The organism is uncultured Psychromonas sp. (genome assembly GCF_947489755.1).
In the GTDB taxonomy this organism is placed as follows: domain Bacteria; phylum Pseudomonadota; class Gammaproteobacteria; order Enterobacterales; family Psychromonadaceae; genus Psychromonas.
Window position 1 is genome coordinate 1 of sequence record NZ_CANLFB010000014.1, and the last position, 21,003, is coordinate 21,003.

Below are 21,003 nucleotides of genomic sequence, written 5' to 3' on the forward strand. Positions count from 1 at the left end.
GGTGTTTAAAATCATCTAAAAATAGATATCCAGTAGCTAAAAGCAAATATGCCGTTCACCTTAAGTGAACGGCATTACGCCGAAGGGCGCTTTTTTGCAGATAACTTTATAGGTAACTTTACAGATAATAGTAGATATCGGAGATATGAGTTTCACTAATAATTTTTAGGCTTCGTTACGCACTAACTCTTTTGAGCTTGCTTTGCTTTTTCAGCACGTAACTTACGCATTTCTTTTGGATCTGCTGTTAATGGACGATAAATTTCAATACGATCGCCTTGTTTAACAATATTTTCTAATTTATCTGGTTTACTAAAAATACCAACAACGGCTTCGCTTGGGATAATCTCTGGAAAGTGTTTAACAATACCCGACAACTTAATGCAGTTTTCTATCGTCGTGCCGCTAGGTACTTTTAATGATAACAATACTTGCTTATGAGGAAGGCCGTAAACGACTTCTATATCAATTAACTGATTCATATCTTACCTCTTCATACTATTAACTTTACTATTTCACTTAAATAATCAGTTTTAAATTTAGCTGAAATTAACGGATGCCGTAAACCGTTTTAGCTCTATTAGAAAAAGATTTCACCATTGAACCAACTAATTCGTGAAAAATACGACCAAAAGCTAATTCAATAATTGAACTGCTAAATTCAAACTCTAAATCTAAACTTACTTTACACGCTTGTTCATCTAATTGAGTGAAGGTCCAACCGCCTGTTAAATGCTTGAAAGGGCCTTCAACCAAATTCATTGCAATTGATTGCCCTGAAACAAGTGTATTCTCAGTGACAAACGTCTGACTAATACCTGCTTTAGAGACTTTAATGGACGCTTTCATTAAATTAGCCTGATCGACTAATACTGACGTTTCACTGCAACCAGGTAAAAACTCTGGATAAGCATTCACATCGTTCACTAATTGATACATTTCTTGTGCGCTATACATCAACAGTGCGCTACGTGATACTTGAGCCATGTTTTACCTCGTTTAAAAAGGGGTATCTTACACGATGCATTGCTTGAACTGAAAAAAAATAGCAAAAAATGCTTGTAAATGAGTGACTTTTCAACAAATCAAATAGCCATTTAAAAAAACAAACTTTATAATGCAGGCTATGGCTAAAAAAAACGCAAAACCAAAAAACAACGACAATACGATTGCACGCAACAAACGTGCTTCTCATGAATACCACTTAGAAGAACGCTTTGAAGCGGGAATTGAGTTACAAGGTTGGGAAGTAAAATCTTTACGTGCAGGTAAAGCAAATATTGCAGATAGTTATATCTTCTTAAAAAATGGAGAGGCTTTTTTACTTAATGCAACTTTTCCACCATTACTTGCTGCATCATCGCACGTAGTTTGTGATCCTTTACGTTATCGTAAATTATTACTTAAACGCCGTGAACTTGATAACTTAGTGGGTAAAGTTGAACGTCAGGGGTACTCTATTATTCCAATTTCACTGTATTGGAAACATGCATGGGTAAAAATCTCGTTTGCTTTAGCAAAAGGTAAGCAAGATCATGACAAACGCCATGATGTTAAAGATCGTGAATGGCAAGTCCAAAAAGAACGTATGATGAAACATAGCGTTCGATAAACAAGCAGTTAGCAAACAAGATGCAAGATAATACTATCTTGCATCACTTAGCTTTGTTAGACTTAACTTGTTGGTGATTTATCACTAACCACTGTGGGGATGATTTAGGACTCGACGAGATTCTTGAAACCCAAGGTGCATGCCGAGGTGGCGGTTGGCCTCGTAAAAAGCCGCCAACGTTATAGTTGCAAACGACTCTAACTACTCTCTAGCAGCTTAGGCTAGCTAGCCTTCCACCCGCGCTTTTCCAATGGGTAGGGATTCGGAAGGTCATTTACATCGGATAGCGAGGGAACCTTGTTCGAGGGTGAACCGCGAAATAGTATCGGACTCGCTTTTTAATATCCTGTCAGTTGGAGATTAACGAGTTAACCAAATAACTGACTAAGCATGTAGTACCGAGGATGTAGGTTTTTCGGACGGGGGTTCGACTCCCCCCATCTCCACCACCTACTGGTCTATAGATGACCACTAAAGACCCGCAAGGCCAGTTAAAATAGGCCTTGCGGGTTTTTTTATGTCTGTGGCATTCTACCCTGTCCAGTGACATCTACGATTTAAAGTAGTACGGTAAGTAGTACCGAATACTTATATGAAGGTTGTACTACTTATGGTAAGAAAAAAGTTTTAAGAATATTAAATAGTCTTAAAACTATGTTGTAGATATTTAGCATTCGGTTCAATTACTCTTATTTTCTATTATTAGTAGAGCTCTTGTTCATGAATTCACCTTGTTTTGTATATAGTGGTCAAGTCAATCTAGTTTTTTGTTAAATTAATGTTTTTTAAATTAGGTGAGATTTAATGGATATAGAGAGTGGAGAAGGTTTCAATAAGCAGAGAAGTAATGATTATTTAGACATGTGTATAAGTTATCGTTTTAATTATTCAGTTAAATACGAACTCGAAAAAAGGGCTACAGAATTACAAAATACACATTTCGAATGTGAGTATCCTTTTACTAAGAGAGAACATTGGGGCTTACCAGATTATCCGCCCACGGTATTGAATCATGTCACTATTTTTTTCTTTATCTTGTTAATATTTCCTTTGATATTAATGTTTATGCCATTTGGTATTTGTTTAGCTTATTATAATTATTTAAAATTAAAATCGAGTTTTAGGAAAATGTTTCTTGAATACAAGTATAGATATTTAAACGGGGAACGCTGAGTGGCATATTTTATGTCATGATAGAAATAAATTGGCAGATCTTGATTTGCAAAATGATTCGATCTTTCTACTGTGAAGGAGTTTATGGCAGAGACAGTGTTAAATTTTTCGTATACGTTTAATCGATACTTAATTTTATACTATATTTAGTTTTATACTATCGTTTTAGGTTAACTCAAACTAATGACAGAATTAAAAATAAATGATGTATTCTAATGGATAGATTTTTAAGTAATATCTTTTAAGCCACCTATTACTTTTATTAGCTTTCCATTGATTTAATGCCATTATCACTAAACTAAAAATGTTGCGTAAAAAGGCAACATAATAAGAAAGACTACTGAGCTCATTACCCAGCATGAATTAGCTAAATCTTGATCTAATTTGTAGATAGAAGCAGGTAAAATCACAATAAACGCGATTGGCATGGTTGCTATGAGAACAGCGATTTGTAGAATTAACCCATCATAAGCGCCTGCTTGCCCGGTTAATACGACTAAACAATAGGCGATAACCGGTAAGAACATTTGTTTAGACAATGATAATGCCAACGCAATTTTCCAGTGTTGTAAGATAGTTTTAAACCGAAACACTAATCCAACCGATATCATCATAGAGAAGGTACCTAACGGTATTAACACCGAAGTGACATCTTTAAACCAATCTGGACGAACCACTTCCGTAAAATTCAATGTTGCACCTAAGGTTAAAGCGGTAAACATCGCTTGTAACGTTGGATCTTTCCAAAGCGCTCGTTTCTTAATGTTTTTTAATGTTGAAAAGCGTTCTGCGTAAGGAAATAAAAAGCCAAAATAAATGAATTCTTCTAATAATTTAAATAGCGGTACTAATGCAAATGCAGTTTCTCCAAGGTAGACGAACACCACTAACGAACCTATCGCGCTTATATTAGTAAAGGCGCCTGCAGGAGCAACGACGGCACGTTGTATGTCTGGTAATCGAAAGTATTTTGACACTAACCAACCAATTAAAAATCCCGATAGTATTATAGCTGAGCCAATAATAGGCAGCCAAATTAAGCGCCAGCTCTGGAGTTCTAATTGCCAGATGGCAAGCATGACGGATAATGGAATAGTGAAGCGCATCGCTAGAAAGGTGGTGAACAGCTTGATTTTATCTAAATTGGTCGATGCTTTACGATATAAGGTTTGACCCGTTAAAAAACCTAGAAGAATAACGAGAAATATAAATATGATTGTCGACATCGTTGATCCTCGTTGTGAATAATAGGTTTATTTAAACGATAGTTGGTTAGTTTAAGGTAGTAACTGTGCAAGTTAATCGCGTAATTGATTGTGTAGGTTAATCGTTTAAGCTAATAGTGCAGAAGTATATGAAAGCAAAAGGGTAAAGTATAGAGAAGCAGCCTCCATTTAACCTCAATCAGATAGCTTTAACGCAAGTCTGTGATGATGGATGATAAATTAAGCATGGGTCTTAACTGTTCATTTGTATTTTAGTTTAATAGGTTGTTTAATAGGCAATTTACTACATAATTCAATGCATCATTCAAAATAATGATAAATTACCCTCATATTGAAAGTACCTCGGTTGTTGAGTTATAGGGTCTATGAACTTGAGCTCTTTAGCCAATAATTGCAATGGCGCTGAATAATCATCTTCTGATAACGGTTGTAAATGAGGGTAGTATTTATCATTTACTATTGGCCAACCTAATGATTGCATGTGCACGCGTAATTGATGTGTTTTACCTGTTACTGGGGTTAGTTCAAATAAAGCCTGTTGAGTCGTTTGTTGTATGCATTTTATAATAGAGTGACTGTTAGCTTCTCCTTCAGTAATGCGCATTGTAAAACGTGGTTCACTGTTTTCTATACGATTGTTGACCTGCCATTCTTTATCGATTAAAACCTGACCTTTTGTAATATTCACCACGGCTTGATAGGTTTTGAGTATTCTCTTATTTTCAAATAAATCATGGTAGAGCGCTCGCGAGTCAGTATTAACGGAGAACATCACTAATCCTGCAGTGACTCTGTCTAAACGATGCAATGCTTGTAAAGTGTTAATACCTGTTCGCTCACGTAAACGGTTTTGTAAACATTCATTCACATACTGTCCGCCGGGCGTAACAGCAAGAAAGTGCGGTTTATAGGCAACTAAAATATGTTGGTCTTGAAATAATATGCTTTCCGAAAATGGAACAATAGGTTCGTTTTCAACCTCTCTGTAATAATAAATGCGTTGTTGAGGCTGAAAAGGTGATTGCATGGTTAACAATGAACCATCATGATAATGGACCTTGCCATCATTAATACGTTGTTGCCAAATATTAGCTGAAACATAAGGGAATTTAATAAGTAGATATTCAAATACAGTGGTGGCGCCAGGGTTAACGATAGGCAAACTCAGTTTTGAAGGGGATTGTGATATTGCCATTGAGTTACCTAAATTATCTACTATAACATGGGTTACTTTCTTCATTCATTAGCAATTAATAATAGAATACCCATCTCTATTACTAGCTGATATGACGATGCCTACAAAGAGGCGTTTCATTGATTGAAAAATTAGTGGTAAATGGTATCTTTGCCACTTGTTTAAACAACTGATTGGCAAACTAATGAATGACTTTCTGTATAACCCGCCTACTGAACCTTGGTTAGATACGATCTATAAAGATAAAGATATGATTGTGTTTAATAAACCCGCTGGGATTTTGTCCGTACCAGGGCGAGATATTGAACGTCATGACAGTATGTACAGCCGTTTGCTAACATTACATCCTGATAGCCATACGGTACATCGTTTAGATTTAGCAACATCTGGTGTGATTATTTTTGCATTACGTAAGGATGCAGAAAGGGCATTAAAAATACAGTTTCAAGAACGTGAAACGAAGAAAATCTATTATGCTCGCGTATTTGGTCACGTTAAAGAAGAGAAGGGCTGTATCGATTTTCCATTAAGTAAAGATACAGACAATCCACCTAAACATAAGATCGACTTAAAGGCCGGTAAGCTTTGTAAAACATTTTATGAAGTGGTGAGTTATGGCGAACAAAGTACATTAGTTAAGTTGATGCCGGTGACAGGGCGCACTCACCAATTACGTTTGCACATGATGGCAATTGGTCACCCTATTTTAGGCGATGACTTTTATGCCGACCCCGTAGCATTAGCCTTGTCTCCTCGTTTGTTATTACACGCAAGCAAGATTTCAATTCAACACCCTTACACTAAAAAAACAGTGTGCTTCAAAACGGACGTCCCTTTTATTACGCCTGTAAACGGCCAATAATTTTTATATTTAACTTTCTAGTTCCTATAGATATAAAAAATTACTATTGCATTGAATATTGATTGTTCGCTTTAAGTTATCAGGTTAATTATGCTGTGCACAATAAAAAGCCCTTAGTCATTACTGATTAAGGGCTTTTTTATTATTTTATACTGAGTATTCAGTGTTATAAAAACTTATAAAGCTCTAAGCTTTGTAACCGTCTTTAATACCTTTAGTGGTGACTGATACTGCATCATGAGCATGTAAACTTTCGTAATGGTTCACGCGTAACCAAAAATCAGAGAACTGTGTTTGTTGATTTAATGCGAATTGTAATTGACGCGCAGCATCTTCACAGAACATTAAATTTTGACCGTTTAGACGTGCAAATTCTTGCTCATCTTCACGTTTAACAGCTGCTTGCACAGGTGTTTTTAATGTTGCTTCAATTAAGTCGATTAATGCAATAATTGGAAAGTTATCTGCAGAATCACTGAGTTTTGCTTTAACTTGAGCCACACTACGTTGGCTATGTGGGGTTGCCACAATACCTTGTGTAGAGCCTAACCAATCAACAATATCTTCTTTTACAACACTTTCTTGCTGCTCATATTGCTTGCTAAAAGCTTCTTGGATTAGCTGACGTGCTAATGCCGCTGAACATGGGCAAGTCGAAGAGTAAGGTACATCGACTTGTAATTCAAAATCGAATTTACCATCAATTAAACGTCCAATAATCACTACTGGGTAAGCTTTCCAGCCACGTTTTTCACTGATTAACGATTTACGACGTAAGTTATAATCGAACTCAACTTTTACAAAAGCTTCTGTACTTAAATCAATATGGCTTTCAATAAATCCATTTAATAATGTCGTTAATGTTTGCAGCGTTAGTTCTGATTCCGTAGAAAGCTGATCTAATTGCAAATACAAACGCGACATGTGAATGCCTTTTGCTTGCGGGTCACCTAGGTTTACAAATAACTCAACCTTTGCACTAACTTGTTGGGCAGGGTAGTTATCTGTTTGTACCATCAGTGGTAACTCAATATTACTCATACCTACGCGGTCAAGCGTACCTTCAGTTTGAGCTTGTGCACTATTTGCGATATCTGGCATTGCCATTCAATAAGGCTCCCTTCAACATGCTTTACATGGATAGATGATTATGAAATTGAGGACGCATTATAAACGGGTTATGGAAAATTAAAAACCATGAAATACAATGGTTTTAACTAAGTGGTTGATAATTTATCCCTATGATTTATAAATGACAAAGCTTCGCGGGCGAATTCAGCTTAAAATAAGGTAATTAAATCTTTGATCAAGATTGGATCAAGGTTAAACAGCGAATAGTTGGTACAATGCAAAAATCAGTAATTCAGCCATTATCATTGTGAGGTTATGTGAGTTTATTTAATTTAAAAACCTGGGTTCATTATTACGTTTCTTTATTGAAACGATTAGGGCCAATTAAGTTTAGTTTGTTATTAGCTTTTGCGATTATCTTTGCGGATGCTTGTTTACAAGTGGTTATTGCTCAGGTTTTTTCTGAAACATTAGATATGGCTGATATTTACCGTTCAGTTATTCTAGGATTGATTATTACGCCCTGGGCCGTTTATTTTTTAAGTGTGGTTGTCGGCGATTTAGATAATGCGCGACACCGACTCGCTTTAACGGTGAAAAAACTAGAAAATATATTAAAGGATGATAAAGCAAAAACTAACCTGTTAGAAAAAGAAATAGTAGAACATCAAAAAACACAGCAACGTTTACGTGAAGGTACTGGTTTATTACGATCGTTTTTTGATACTTCCCCTGACTTAATCTTCCACCGTGATTTAGATGAGTGCTTTGTCAGTTGTAATAAAGCAATGGAAATACTATCCGGTAAAACAGAGAAAGAGTTGGTCGGCTTAAAGCCAAAGGAAATTTATTCCCTTGAATATTCTGCTGAAGTATCGCTGCGTCATCAGAAAGTGATTAAAACACACAATGAACAAATCCATGAAACCTGGTTATCATATCCGAATGGACGATTAGCTTACTTTGAAATACGTGCGCTGCCTTTATTTAATAGCCAGAATGAATGTGTAGGCTTAATTGGTTTTGGTCGTGATATTACCGAACGTAAAAAGCATCAAGAATTTTTAGAAAAAGCCAGCCGCGACAAAACGACCTTTATATCAACCATCAGTCATGAGTTACGTACACCGCTTAATGGTATTGTTGGTTTAAGCCGTATGCTGCTTGATGAAAACTTTACTAAAGAGCAAATCAAATATCTGAAAACGATTCATATGAGTGCGATTACCTTAGGTAATATTTTTAACGATATTGTTGATTTAGATAAATTAGATAGAAGACGTTTAAATTTAGTGAATGATTGTATTATCGTTGATGATTTTATGAATGATTTGCAAAGTTTGGCTTATATTCAAACGGAACAAAAAAAGCTTAAGTTAGTGTTTGAGCAAAAAGGGGATTTACCAAAATGCCTTTACTCAGATGGCACTCGTTTACGTCAAGTATTATGGAATTTAATCACTAATGCGGTGAAGTTTACGGATCAAGGGCAAGTGAATATTCGCTGTAGTCATCGCAGTGAAGGTAATAAAAAGTGGTTATGTTTTGAAGTTGAAGATACCGGTGTTGGGATTCCTGAAGATAAACTGGATAAAATATTTGCAATGTATTATCAAGTGAAAGGTGAACGACATGCGACAGGGACAGGCATAGGATTAGCTGTTTCAAGCCAAATAGTGAAGGCGATGAACGGTCGATTAACGGTGACCAGTCAACTAGGTAAAGGCAGCATTTTTACTTTAGATTTACCAAGTACTTGCTCTCCGGAGAAAAAACATAAAGGCGAGTTTACTGTTCCTCCTTTATCTATTTTGCTGGTGGAAGACATTGAGTTAAATATTCTCGTTGCACGTGCTTTACTAGAAAGGCAAGGACATCAAATCGATGTCGCAATGAATGGGCAACAAGCTATTGATAAAGTCGCCGCGTCAGACTATCAATTGATATTAATGGATATTCAATTACCTGATATGGACGGTTTTGAAGTCACTCGTCGTTTACGTGAAGCGCATCATAAACTCCCTCCGATTGTCGCGTTAACTGCGAACGTATTCTCCAATACTCAAGAGTTTGTTAATAATGGCTTGGATGATGCGATTGGTAAACCGTTTAGTTTATCGGTCTTTAACGTCATGGTGGAACGTCAATTTAGTGATCGTATTATGATCTCTACCATTGAAGAAAGTGTGGAAGCAGTAGAACCACTCGATGAAGAATTAGTGTTGTTTAACGAACCGATGTTAAAAGAGTTGATGGAGTTTTTACCGCTTTCAGTGATGTTAGATAATGTGTCGTTATTTGAGCAATTAATGCCTGAATATTTATCAGTGTTGGACAGTCACATGATCGCCAAAAACGAACTAGGAATTGTTGATAAAGCACATAAAATAAAAGGAGCTGCGGCGTCAGTCGGTCTGTTACGTATTCAAAACCTAGCGCAAAAAATGCAATCACCAGACTTACCAGCATGGTGGGACAATATCGATGATTGGCATGAGCTAATTAAGAATTTGTACTTAGAAGATGTCAAAGAATTGAAAAAATGGATTGTCGCTAATGCTTAAATTGATGATAGCGCTATCTACGATAGTGCTTTTTAATTAAGGCTGTTAACTCCTATAATTTCGCCAGTATTTTACTGGTGAAAATTATTTTTATATGCGTAAATTCTGTAAATGATTGGCTACTCACATTCATTAATTTACGCCTTTAATAATCAAGTTATTATGCTTGAAATGGAGGCTATTTATTCAACTTAACTGAAATAATAAAGCTTATTTTAAGTCTGCTATGGTGACATTAAACATAATTTGTTTAATCGCTAACACAGAAGCAATGATGCGAAGGGCTTGGTCAATTGCATCTTCGCTTTGTGCACTAGCTCTAAGGCTATTTGCATGGCTAGCGAAGCATACAAACCCATTATTAACAGAAGATATAGCAATACAAGCGTAGTGATAACTTGTTTCATTGTGTATATCTAAAGCTTGGAATGGTCTCATGTTTATATCATTTAACGTACCGCCGCTTTGTAACGGAAATACGTTACGTCCCATAAAATAAGGATTTGTTACCGCCATTCTACTACTAGCAATGGTCATGATTTTTTTCTCTTCCGGCGAAAGTTCGCCTACTTCATCTTTAATGAACGCGACTAATGCTGCATTTTGACTTGCTATTGCGGTTGCCCAAGCTGTAATTTTTTTATTTTCTGGTGTGAGGTTAATTTCTGCTTTAAGTACTTTTTGTAATAACTCAAGTTGGTCATTTAATTCAGGGGCAAACTCAATTTGTTGAGATAGAACATTCATAGAAAACCTTTAAAATTTATTGATTATTCAATCTAGTATCTACCAAATAGATACCATTTAAATAGGGTTGATACCAATCCGCATTAATGACTTATCAATGGATTGTGTAACGTTAAGTATTGAACTGTGATAAACATTGTCGTTGTTAACTTACGAAGATGTCGGATTTGCACATACCAAATTTAATATAAAAAAAGACCTGATCTAATGAGTCAGGTCTCTATGTTATTTTATTTATTAATACGTTAAGGGTGATAAATTATTCCATTTCACCACAAAAACGGTAGCCTTCACCGTGAATAGTTGAAATGATTTCTGCAGATTCTGGCACGGTTTCGAAGTGTTTACGAATACGACGAATCGTCACATCAACAGTACGGTCATGTGTTTTCAGTTCACGTCCGGTCATCTTCATTAATAAATCAGCACGGGTTTGAATTTTCCCTGGGTTTTCAATGAAGTGTAAAATAGCTCGGAACTCACTACGCGGTAATTTGAACACTTGGCCATTAGGACTAATTAATGAACGGCTGTCTATTTCTAACGTCCAGCCACTGAACTTATAATGTTCAACTTTTTGGCGTACTTCTTCAAAATACAAAGTATCTTGCATCGTACGTGTTAACAAGTTGCGCGCTCTAATAGTCAACTCTCGTGGATTAAACGGTTTAGTGATGTAATCATCAGCACCGATCTCTAATCCTAAAATCTTATCAACTTCGTTATCGCGACCTGTTAAGAAAATCAATGCAATCTGTTTATGCTCACGAATTTCACGTGCTAATAAAAGACCATTTTTTCCAGGTAGGTTGATATCCATAATAATGAGGTTGATGTCATTATTATTTAAAACTTGGTGCATTTCTGTGCCATCGTTTGCTTCAAAAACTTGGTAACCTTCGGCTTCGAAAACGCTTTTTAATGTGCTACGTGTAACTAACTCATCTTCTACAACTAAAATTTTAGCGCTAGACATGAATTGACTCCTATAAAATTAATAATTCTTTCTTAACCGACGTTAATATTAGTAGATCTAACATTAAATAAGTTAAGTGAAACTGTCATGCCGTACTTATTAGTTGGCTGTTTTTTTAAACAAAATGTGCAAATGAAAGGAAATACGGTTTAAAAAATCTCAGTTTTCAGTAATCAAAGTGTAATTACTTAACATATAGATAACAACTTATTCTGTCACTAAACGCTACTTTTACCTTATCTACTTGATATTTATCAATGCATCTACGAGTATAGTTAACATTTTGTTATTTGTTATGCTAATTAGTTGCAACCTAGTTCCGTTGTTTGTTCCAGTACGCAATAAGCTTTGATATAATCGAGCGATATAAATTTAACGAAACTATTAACACACATGGATTTTACTTTATTTTCTCAGTTCAAACAGAAAAGTGCTGCGCTTTGTTCGCAGTGCTTTTTGTTATTTGTAAAAGAGTAAGTTCAACATTCATAAAACCCGCTATTGATGGCGGGTTTTTTCGTATTAAAGCAGGGGGGTACGATGCGCGTACTTAAATTTGGCGGCACTTCATTAGCAAATGCTCAACGTTTCAATCAGGTTGCTGATATTGTTATTAACAATCATCAACAGTCTCAAATCGCTCTAGTATTATCGGCGCCATCAGGCGTGACCAATAACTTAGTTGCGGTAGTAGAAAAAACCAGCCAAGGATTGTCTGCTGACGAACATTTAATTGCAATTCAAAAAATATTTTCTGAGCTTATTCAAGGTTTAAAAGAAACCTACGTAGAATTAGCTGACCAATTATTACGTAATACCTTTGAAACTGAAATTGCTGAACTGACTAAATTGTTAGAAGGTGTTCGCTTATTAGGGCAATGTCCTCCTAGCATAGAAGCTCGTATTTTGAGTAAAGGTGAAGTATTAAGTGTTGCTTGTATGAAGCAGCTACTTATTGCTAAAGGCCAAGATGTTGAAATGATCATTCCGCAACAAAAATTAATCTCTTTCAAAGGGGGTTATTTAGAAGCGCAAATCGACATTAAAGCATCACGTGAGCTATTCGCTAAAGAAGCCATTGTTAACAATGCTATTTACTTAATGCCAGGCTTTACAGCCGGTAATGAAGCAGGTGAAACATTAGTGTTAGGCCGTAATGGTTCTGATTACTCTGCTGCGGTATTAGCGGCTTGTTTAAAAGCAGAATGTTGTGAAATCTGGACAGACGTAGACGGTGTTTACAGTTGTGACCCACGTTTAGTGAAAGATGCTAAGTTGTTAACTTCATTAAGTTATGCAGAAGCGATGGAATTGTCTTACTTTGGCGCAAAAGTCTTGCATCCAAAAACGATTGCTCCGATTGCCCAGCACCATATTCCTTGTTTAATCAAAAATACACATAATCCTCAAGCGGAAGGTACGTTGATTAGTGCACAAAAAAGTGACCAAAAGTTACGTGTAAAAGGTATTTCAGACCTTAAAGGTTTGAGTATGCTAAGCATTTCAGGCCCCGGCATGAAAGGTATTGTGGGCATGGCAGGTCGTATCTTTACGACGATTTCGCGTGCTGGTGTGTCTATTATCTTGATTACACAGTCTTCATCAGAATACAGCTTAAGCTTTTGTATCTACTCAAACGACACACAAAAAGCCATTGATTCGTTAAATGAAGAATTCAAATTAGAGTTCGAGAATAACTTATTAGAAGAGATTGATGTTATCGACAAGCAGGCGATTATTTCACTGGTTGGCGATGGCATGAAAAAAGAAAAAGGCGTGGCAGCGCGTTTCTTAATGGCATTAACCGATGCGTCTATTAATGTAACAGCGATTGCGCAAGGTTCTTCTGAACGTTCTATTTCAGCAGTTGTTTCTGAGAAAAAAGCCAATGAAGCAGTGACTGCTTGTCATCATAGCTTCTTTAGTAAAGCACAGTTTATCGACCTATTTGTGATTGGTTGTGGTGGTGTTGGTGGTGCATTAGTTGACCAAATACATCGTCAACAAAGTTACTTAGCAGAGCGTAATATCGCTATCCGTGTTTGTGGTGTAGCCAATAGCCGAGCAATGATTTTAGATGTGGAAGGAGTCGATTTAAATAATTGGCGCGATCTATTAAAAGATGCAACGGATGAATTGTCATTAGTCTCAATGAAATCTCTAGTAGATGGCTCTCACATTATTAATCCTGTGATTGTTGACTGTACAAGTAACGATGCTATTGCAGCACGTTATGTAGACTTCTTAGGCGCTGGATTCCATGTGGTGACTGCGAATAAGAAAGCCAATACAAGTAGTATGGATTATTACCATCAGTTGCGTTTAACGGCATTAATGAAGCGTCGTAAGTTTTTATACGATACAAACGTAGGTGCTGGTTTACCAGTGATTGAAAACATGCAGAACCTGTTTAACGCAGGTGACCGTTTAGTTAAGTTCAATGGTATTTTATCAGGCTCATTATCATTTATCTTTGGTAAGCTAGATGAAGGTAAATCATTCTCAGATGTGACTTCTGAAGCGCGTAACATTGGCTTTACAGAACCGGATCCTCGCGATGATTTAAGCGGGACAGACGTTGCGCGTAAATTGCTTATTTTAGCGCGTGAAGCGGGTATGGAACTAAACCTAGATGATGTAGAAATCGAACAAGCATTACCACCAGGCTTTGATGACACAGGCACGACTGATGAGTTTATGGCTCGTTTGCCTGAAGCTGATGCTTACTTCAAAGCGTTACAAGATAAAGCTAATGAAGAAGGTAAAGTATTACGTTACATTGGTAGTATTGAAGATGGTAAATGTAAATGTAGTATTATGGCGGTTGATGAAAATGATCCGTTAAATAAAGTAAAAGATGGCGAAAATGCATTAGCGTTTTATAGTCAATATTACCAACCAATCCCGTTAGTATTACGTGGTTATGGTGCGGGTACTGAAGTAACAGCGGCAGGTGTGTTTGCTGATGTACTTCGTACCTTGAACTGGAAGCAGGAGTTTTAAGATGTCTATTGTTGTTTATGCTCCAGCCTCAACAGCTAACGTGAGTGTAGGTTTTGATGTATTAGGCGGAGCACTTACGCCGATTGACGGTTCACCATTAGGTGACCGCGTTAAAATCACTAAAGGAGACTATGGGTTTTCGTTACAATGTGTAGGCCCATACTCACATAAGTTGCCAGATGATTTTAAAAGTAATATCGTTTATGACTGTTATTTAGCTTATCAAGAAGCAATAGCAAAATTGAATAAAGAAATATTACCCGTTGCAATGACACTAGAGAAAAACTTGCCAGTAGGCAGTGGGTTAGGCTCTAGTTCAAGTTCAATTGTCGCGGCATTAGAAGCGTTAAATGCATGGCATGATTATCTATTAGATGAACATGCCATGTTAACGATTATGGGAGAAATGGAAGGCAAAATTAGTGGCAGTGTTCACTATGATAACGTTGCACCATGCTACCTTGGCGGTATGCAGTTGATGATTAATGAAGGTGGAGAGATAAGTCAAACTATCCCCTCATTTAAAGAATGGTACTGGGTAGTTGCTTACCCTGGCATTACTATTTCTACGTCTGCTGCACGTGATATTTTACCATCGCAATATCGCTTATCAGATGCATTAACTTATGGTCGTCGTTTAGGCGCATTTGTACATGCTTGCCATAGTAATCAGCCTACCTTAGCTGCTTCTATGTTAAAAGATGTGATTGCAGAACCTTATCGCTCACAGTTAATTCCAGGGTTCGAGCAAGCACGTTTATTTGCTCAACAAAGTGGTGCATTAGCGATGGGCATCTCAGGGTCAGGCCCTACGGTATTTGCAGTGATGACTGATTTACCGCAAGCTGAATTATTAAAAAATTGGTTAACAGAAAACTTTCTTCAAAATGAAGAAGGATTTTGTCATATTTGTCACCTTGATGAACAGGGTGCACGCGTGCTAGGAAAAGAACTATGAATTTATACAACATCACAGACAACAGCGAACAAGTAAACTTTCAAAAAGCTGTTAAACAAGGACTAGGACGTGGCCAAGGCTTGTTTTTTCCTGAAACGATCAATCCACTCGATAATATTGATGCATTACTTAAAATGAATTTAGTTGATCGTTCAACTGAAATCTTATCGCACTTAATTGGTGATGAACTCAGTAAAGAAGCGGTATTCGATATTGTTTCTAAAGCCTTTACTTTCCCTGCTCCTGTGAAAAAAGTAACAGAGGATATCAATGCATTAGAATTATTTCACGGTCCTACATTAGCGTTTAAAGACTTTGGTGGCCGTTTTATGGCGCAATGTCTAGCGCAATTTAAAGATGATGGAAAAATAACGATTCTTACTGCGACCTCTGGTGATACTGGTGCTGCGGTAGCCCATGCCTTTTTCGGCATGGAAAATATCAACGTGGTTATTCTTTATCCAAAAGGTAAAATTAGCCCGTTACAAGAAAAACTATTTTGTACACTTGGTGGTAACATTACAACAGTTGCCATTGAAGGCGATTTTGATGATTGTCAGGCAATGGTTAAACAAGCTTTTGATGATCAAGAGTTAAAACAAGCTGTAGGCCTGAACTCGGCTAACTCAATTAACATCAGTCGTTTGGTCGCACAAATTTGTTATTACTTTGAAGCCTTTGCACAATTAGACGCTAAACAACGTGAAAACTTAGTGGTATCAGTACCAAGTGGTAACTTTGGTGACTTGACTGCTGGTTTATTAGCAAAAGCATTAGGCTTACCGATTAAACGTTTTATTGCTGCAACCAATGAAAATGATACGGTACCGCGTTATTTACAAGAAGGTACTTGGGCACCTAAAAAGACAGTAGCAACACTGTCAAATGCAATGGACGTAAGTGCTCCAAATAACTGGCCTCGTATTGAAGAGTTATTCAAAGTGAAAGGGTGGTCTTTAGCTGAATTAGGTTACGGCAAGTTATCTGATCAAGAAACCAAAGAAACACTGATCGCGATGGATAAATTAGGTTATTTATGTGAACCACATGGTGCAATTGCTTACCATGAGTTGACGAAGCAACTGAAAGAAAATGAAACAGGTCTATTCTTATGCACAGCGCATCCAGCTAAATTTAGAGAAAGCGTTGAAGATATTTTAGGACGTGAAATTTTCATTCCTGAAGAGCTAGCATCACGTGCTGAGTTACCTTTGTTATCAAAAGAGTTTCCGGTTGATTTTGCAAAAGTACGTGAATTATTAATGTCTTTGTAAATATTTGTTAGATTTTAGTATTAGATAAGGGCGTATTACACGCCCTTTTTTGGGAGTAAAATATGGGCAAAGTATTAAACGATCTTTTAAAACAGTTAAGTTTAGAAAAGCTAGAAGAGAATTTATTTCGAGGTCAAAGTCAAGATTTAGGCTACGGTGCAGTTTTTGGTGGGCAAGTAATGGGACAGGCCATTTCTGCTGCCAAAGAAACGGTGCTCCCTCAACACCAAGTACATTCCTTTCACTCTTATTTCTTACGTCCAGGTAAAACAGATCAACCCATTGTTTATGATGTTGAACGAATAAGAGACGGTAAATCACTGTCTGCCAGACGAATCAAAGCAATCCAAAATGGCAAACCAATCTTTTACATGACAGCCTCATTTAAAGCCCCTGAAAAAGGCTTTGAGCATCAAGATGTCATGCCAGATGTTCCAGCCCCTGAAGATCTTATTTCAGAGCAAGAGATGGCGCTTTTACATTCTGACTTATTACCTGCTTTTATTCGTGACAAGTTGGTGGCAGAAAAACCTATTGAAATGAGGCCGGTCTCTTTAGTTAACCCTGTTGAGCCAGAAGTTGAACCTGCTAAACGTTTAGTGTGGTTTAAAGCCGATGGGCATATGCCAAATGATTTACGTGTTCATCGTTATTTATTAGCTTATGCTTCAGATTTCAATTTTTTACCAACGGCATTACAACCTCATGGTGTTTCTTTTTTAAGTGAAGGAATGCAAGTGGTGACCATTGATCATTCTATGTGGTTTCATCATGATTTTCGCTTAGATGATTGGTTATTGTATTCTGTTGAGAGTTCAGTTGCGTCAGATGGCCGTGGTTTAGTTACAGGTAAATTCTTTACTCGACAGGGTAAATTAGTCGCTTCAACAGTCCAAGAGGGCTTGATTCGACAACGTCGTAAATTGAAAACCGCGCCACAAATAGATGCATCGCAAGAGAATAGTGACAGTAAGTAGTAAGTAAAGAGTAGGCTATTTTTACGTTTTAAGAATAAGACGTTAAAGGTGATTTTTTAAAAACGAAGTTATTTGAATGGTTAATATAGTGGTGGAGCTATGCGGGATCGAACCGCAGACCTCAACGCTGCCAGCGTCGCGCTCTCCCAGCTGAGCTATAGCCCCACTATATTACTGTTTATTATATTGTTTTTAACATTGTTTTAATGTTACTAACAAGGTTAATAACTTACCGACAGCTAATTAAACAACTAAAAACAGAGCGGATTGTATTCGCACTATTTTTAGTTGTCAATTTCAAATAGGTAAAATACCTATAATTTATAGAGTCGCTGCGTATCAATTCAGTTAATCGTCATCACTCTAAATCGCAGATCTATTTAACGCTTGTATTGATTCGGTAAAAACGAGTCGTACCGCTAACTTCATTTCCTACTATTAATATAGGTGTTCCAGAAGGGCTATCTTTTGCACTCACGAATTTAAAACCTTCAGGCCCTAAATCTCCCGCATCAACTTGATAGGTTTTAACGCCGTCAGCATTTTTTTGCTTATTATCTTTTGGATTAACTGACATATCTCGACTATTTAAGTACTGCACAAACTGCGCCTGACTAGGTTCACTGATATCATAAACCATGATCCCGCCCATTCGCTCTAAACCGATAAACGCATAGGTCTTCCCGTTAATAACGCCTGTGGTAAGGGCTTCTGGCTCAGGACCTTTCTTAGCGCTACGATCTTCACCTTTCAATTTATTATGTGTTTGGTTGAAATCTTTACCGTATTTTTCAGCTGTTATTCGTTCAAAATCACTGCCAGAATCAAATATCATTTTTGAATTTTTAATATCCCAAATTGAAAACGAGCGACCACCAAAGGTTAATAATCGGTCGATTTTTCCGTCACCATCTAAATCACCATGCTTTGCTGTTAAAGAGTGTGAAAACTTGATTCTATTAACGGTTGATTGCTGTGAACCACCTTCTTTAAAGTGTGATAAATCCAAGGTTGCAGACATTGATTTAGGAGAATAAGTCTTGCTAGAAAGAGCCTCTTTTAATTTAATATCATCGGCGCAATTATTGTCTTCTAAATGGTAGTAAAAATGACCTTGTTCGCATTCAGCTTGAGATAATTCACTCACCCAATCACTTCTATCATCGCCTTCATTGGCTGTTAGTAAATAATCAACATTATTGATTTGTACTGTGGCAATGGTATCAGGCTGATACATGCCTAATAATGCTTCGTTTTTTAGCAGAGCTTGCTTGTCTTTATCATTACCATCAATCTCGTTGCCTTTGGCTAGATGGTCTTTAAACCCAAGTGACATAATGCGATCGATTTTTTTAGTTTTTAAATCAACCACTGCAATGGCATTATTTTCTTGTAACGCAACGTAAGCTTGACTGCTGTCTGAATTAATCGCGATATATTCTGGTTCTATATCCTCTGCGACACTGGCTTGATAACCATTTAATAAGAGATCTTTAGGTAATTGATTATGACGAGACCCGCCTTGGTTAAAGTCAGTAAAACCTAGACGCGTCACTTTAGTGGATAGTTTTTTATCTTGCCAATGAATATCTAAAATGGCTATTTCACCTTCAGGATCAATAGCGTAATTGCCAATACTTGGCTCACCTTCAAGTGCGATAACAAGCTGCTTTCCATTGGGTGTAAAAGTTAACATGTCAGGTAATGCACCAACATAATGTGCTGATATAAAACGTAAGTCTGAAGTGTCATAAAAGGCAACCCAACCAGATTCTGTTTTGTTTTTCGCTTCAATGGCAACGGCTAATAACCCATTATAAACATCTATGCTATTGGCAGCGCCAGCTTCTTCATTTAAGTGTTGTTTGATGTCTGCTTTAATATTTAGCTTATTCGCTAAAGTAGGGGCGTCTATATTGTTGCTATCGAGCACATCGATTTTCCCTGATTGTGCATTCACCACAAATGTTTGTTGAGTTAATTTATCGAAGGTGACAATTTCAGCTGCGCTTTGATCAAAAATATTGGATTGGTATCGACCTGCTTCAACAAGGTTAATATCGGATAGTTGATCTTGTTTGGTGGTTTGAGCTGATATATTTGAACAAGTAAAGATAGTTGAAGAAAGAATAATACTAGTGATTAAATTATGCTTCATTGTAAGGCTTCCATGTCGTATTGGATAAAGTAGACATATTTGTACCTTATTATTGTGACTATTTTATTAAAACAGCGCTTTAAAGTGATTTTTAGACTCAAATAGTAAAAATAGGGAGTAGAGCCTATTAAAGAAGGAATAAAAAATCATTTAATGTAGAGATGCTTTATGAAAATGGTATTACCAACGTAATATTGGAGTCTGTCATTCAAGCTTGGGTATGAATATTAAACAATAATTGCCTGTTAAATATCAAAGTGTTGAAATTATCAGCAGTCAGTTCATATTTTTGATTTTATTAGTGTTTAGGGGTTGTGGTTAAAATTAACTTCTCTATAATACGCCTCACTTGCTTGAGAACGCTTTAAAGCAATCGCCCGGGTGGTGAAATCGGTAGACACAAGGGATTTAAAATCCCTCGACTTATGGTCGTGACGGTTCAAGTCCGTCTCCGGGCACCAATTTTAAGAAAAAGCTTCGCATTTGCGAAGCTTTTTTTTGTCTAAAATTTATAATTATTGAACCTGTTTTGATTTTATCTATTTAGCAGAAAGCAAAAATACAGAGCGATTAATTTTTACTGTTTTATCATCGTCCTATTCATGACCGTTTTATTTTTCATGCTCATTCTTTAATCGCTACCTTTTCGACACCACCTGCTAACTTCTAGTCTTCACTTTATAGCCATTACTTTTTATTAATCGTTATTATTTTACACATTATCTCTATATCATTTTCGATTAATATTTTATTTAACTTTTATTCTGGTTAATGAAAGCGGCATTATATTTAACATCATCCGGTTATATTTTTTGACGAGTCAATGTTGTTAATTTTGAGTATTTCAAGGCGAATTATTGAAGCAATAACGGGTTATTGAGAGATAATTTTACGTAGAAATCCATGGTAATAGCGTGCTGTATCGCTTTGCTTATTCAGAAATGAGGTTATGTAGTTCCATACCTTTTATTTTTTAAATCATGTGGAGTTTTATTATATTTAGTGTGATTAATTTGCCAGACGTTAGCGTAGAAAATAAAGTGATAAGCCTAAAATTCAATTAATTTAGCCAACCTATTAATAGGTAGAAAGATTAGTTTTATAATAACAATCACTTTAGGCCTGATTAAGGCAAAAGTGTGAAGATAGTTGCTAATATAGTCTATTGTTTTATAGACCTTTTACTATAACTCAGTTAAATTTGATG

The 21,003-nt window shown here is 36.5% G+C and carries 15 protein-coding genes, 2 tRNA genes and 1 other RNA gene; 9 read left to right on the forward strand and 9 right to left on the reverse strand.

Going from position 1 to position 21,003, the window contains the following annotated elements; all coding sequences use genetic code 11:
* Positions 1-182: 182 nt before the first annotated feature.
* Together Q0794_RS09455 and Q0794_RS09460 are read right to left on the reverse strand one after the other, a co-directional pair.
* Entirely contained in the window at positions 183-482 is a 300-nt protein-coding gene (locus Q0794_RS09455) for an RnfH family protein (protein ID WP_298941475.1), read from the reverse strand.
* A gap of 67 nt (positions 483-549) precedes the next feature.
* Positions 550-987 carry an SRPBCC family protein gene (locus Q0794_RS09460; RefSeq protein WP_298941476.1) on the reverse strand — a complete coding sequence of 146 codons (438 nt, stop codon included), beginning with the start codon at positions 985-987 and terminating at the stop codon, positions 550-552.
* A gap of 139 nt (positions 988-1,126) precedes the next feature.
* Between Q0794_RS09460 and smpB the strand changes: the two genes are divergently transcribed.
* Positions 1,127-1,612 carry an SsrA-binding protein SmpB gene (gene smpB / locus Q0794_RS09465; protein ID WP_298941477.1) on the forward strand — a complete coding sequence of 162 codons (486 nt, stop codon included), beginning with the start codon at positions 1,127-1,129 and terminating at the stop codon, positions 1,610-1,612.
* A gap of 95 nt (positions 1,613-1,707) precedes the next feature.
* Positions 1,708-2,061, forward strand: a transfer-messenger RNA (tmRNA) gene (ssrA, locus tag Q0794_RS09470).
* 1,017 nt (positions 2,062-3,078) lie between these two features.
* On the opposite strand, the gene Q0794_RS09475 is transcribed toward ssrA, so the two are convergent.
* Positions 3,079-4,011 carry a hypothetical protein gene (locus Q0794_RS09475; RefSeq protein WP_298941478.1) on the reverse strand — a complete coding sequence of 311 codons (933 nt, stop codon included), beginning with the start codon at positions 4,009-4,011 and terminating at the stop codon, positions 3,079-3,081.
* A gap of 304 nt (positions 4,012-4,315) precedes the next feature.
* Positions 4,316-5,206, reverse strand: a complete 891-nt coding sequence (locus Q0794_RS09480) for a pseudouridine synthase (RefSeq protein WP_298941479.1) — start codon at positions 5,204-5,206, stop codon at positions 4,316-4,318.
* Between the two features lie 184 nt (positions 5,207-5,390).
* On the opposite strand from Q0794_RS09480, the gene Q0794_RS09485 reads away from it, so the two are divergent.
* Positions 5,391-6,068 (forward strand): pseudouridine synthase, encoded by a 678-nt coding sequence (locus tag Q0794_RS09485; protein WP_298941480.1) that lies wholly within the window; start codon positions 5,391-5,393, stop codon positions 6,066-6,068.
* 186 nt (positions 6,069-6,254) lie between these two features.
* Here the strand turns inward: Q0794_RS09485 and folE2 are convergent, their stop codons facing one another.
* On the reverse strand, positions 6,255-7,175 hold the full coding sequence (gene folE2, locus Q0794_RS09490; RefSeq protein WP_298941481.1) for a GTP cyclohydrolase FolE2: 921 nt from the start codon (positions 7,173-7,175) through the stop codon (positions 6,255-6,257).
* Between the two features lie 281 nt (positions 7,176-7,456).
* Between folE2 and arcB the strand changes: the two genes are divergently transcribed.
* Entirely contained in the window at positions 7,457-9,703 is a 2,247-nt protein-coding gene (gene arcB, locus Q0794_RS09495) for an aerobic respiration two-component sensor histidine kinase ArcB (RefSeq protein ID WP_298941482.1), read from the forward strand.
* Between the two features lie 210 nt (positions 9,704-9,913).
* Here arcB and Q0794_RS09500 read toward each other — a convergent pair whose 3' ends face one another.
* Positions 9,914-10,450: a hypothetical protein gene (locus Q0794_RS09500; RefSeq protein ID WP_298941483.1), complete on the reverse strand. Its 537-nt coding sequence runs from the start codon at positions 10,448-10,450 to the stop codon at positions 9,914-9,916.
* 259 nt (positions 10,451-10,709) lie between these two features.
* Entirely contained in the window at positions 10,710-11,426 is a 717-nt protein-coding gene (arcA, locus tag Q0794_RS09505; RefSeq protein ID WP_298941484.1) for a two-component system response regulator ArcA, read from the reverse strand.
* Between the two features lie 540 nt (positions 11,427-11,966).
* On the opposite strand from arcA, the gene thrA reads away from it, so the two are divergent.
* The 4 genes from thrA to tesB all read left to right on the forward strand — a co-directional run bounded on the left by thrA (position 11,967) and on the right by tesB (position 17,638).
* Positions 11,967-14,429 carry a bifunctional aspartate kinase/homoserine dehydrogenase I gene (gene thrA / locus Q0794_RS09510; RefSeq protein WP_298941485.1) on the forward strand — a complete coding sequence of 821 codons (2,463 nt, stop codon included), beginning with the start codon at positions 11,967-11,969 and terminating at the stop codon, positions 14,427-14,429.
* 1 nt (position 14,430) lies between these two features.
* On the forward strand, positions 14,431-15,387 hold the full coding sequence (gene thrB, locus Q0794_RS09515) for a homoserine kinase (RefSeq protein WP_298941486.1): 957 nt from the start codon (positions 14,431-14,433) through the stop codon (positions 15,385-15,387).
* Complete coding sequence (gene thrC / locus Q0794_RS09520; RefSeq protein ID WP_298941487.1) at positions 15,384-16,661, forward strand: threonine synthase; 1,278 nt, start codon at positions 15,384-15,386, stop codon at positions 16,659-16,661. Before thrB ends, thrC begins: the two co-directional genes overlap by 4 nt.
* 62 nt (positions 16,662-16,723) lie before the next feature.
* Positions 16,724-17,638 carry an acyl-CoA thioesterase II gene (gene tesB / locus Q0794_RS09525; RefSeq protein WP_298941488.1) on the forward strand — a complete coding sequence of 305 codons (915 nt, stop codon included), beginning with the start codon at positions 16,724-16,726 and terminating at the stop codon, positions 17,636-17,638.
* A gap of 89 nt (positions 17,639-17,727) precedes the next feature.
* Here the strand turns inward: tesB and Q0794_RS09530 are convergent.
* Both Q0794_RS09530 and Q0794_RS09535 read right to left on the reverse strand, forming a co-directional pair.
* Positions 17,728-17,803: transfer RNA gene (locus Q0794_RS09530), tRNA-Ala, on the reverse strand.
* 211 nt (positions 17,804-18,014) lie between these two features.
* Positions 18,015-19,796 carry a choice-of-anchor I family protein gene (locus Q0794_RS09535; protein WP_298941489.1) on the reverse strand — a complete coding sequence of 594 codons (1,782 nt, stop codon included), beginning with the start codon at positions 19,794-19,796 and terminating at the stop codon, positions 18,015-18,017.
* A gap of 375 nt (positions 19,797-20,171) precedes the next feature.
* Here Q0794_RS09535 and Q0794_RS09540 point away from each other — a divergent pair.
* A tRNA-Leu gene (locus Q0794_RS09540) sits at positions 20,172-20,257 on the forward strand.
* The last annotated feature ends 746 nt before the right edge of the window (positions 20,258-21,003 follow it).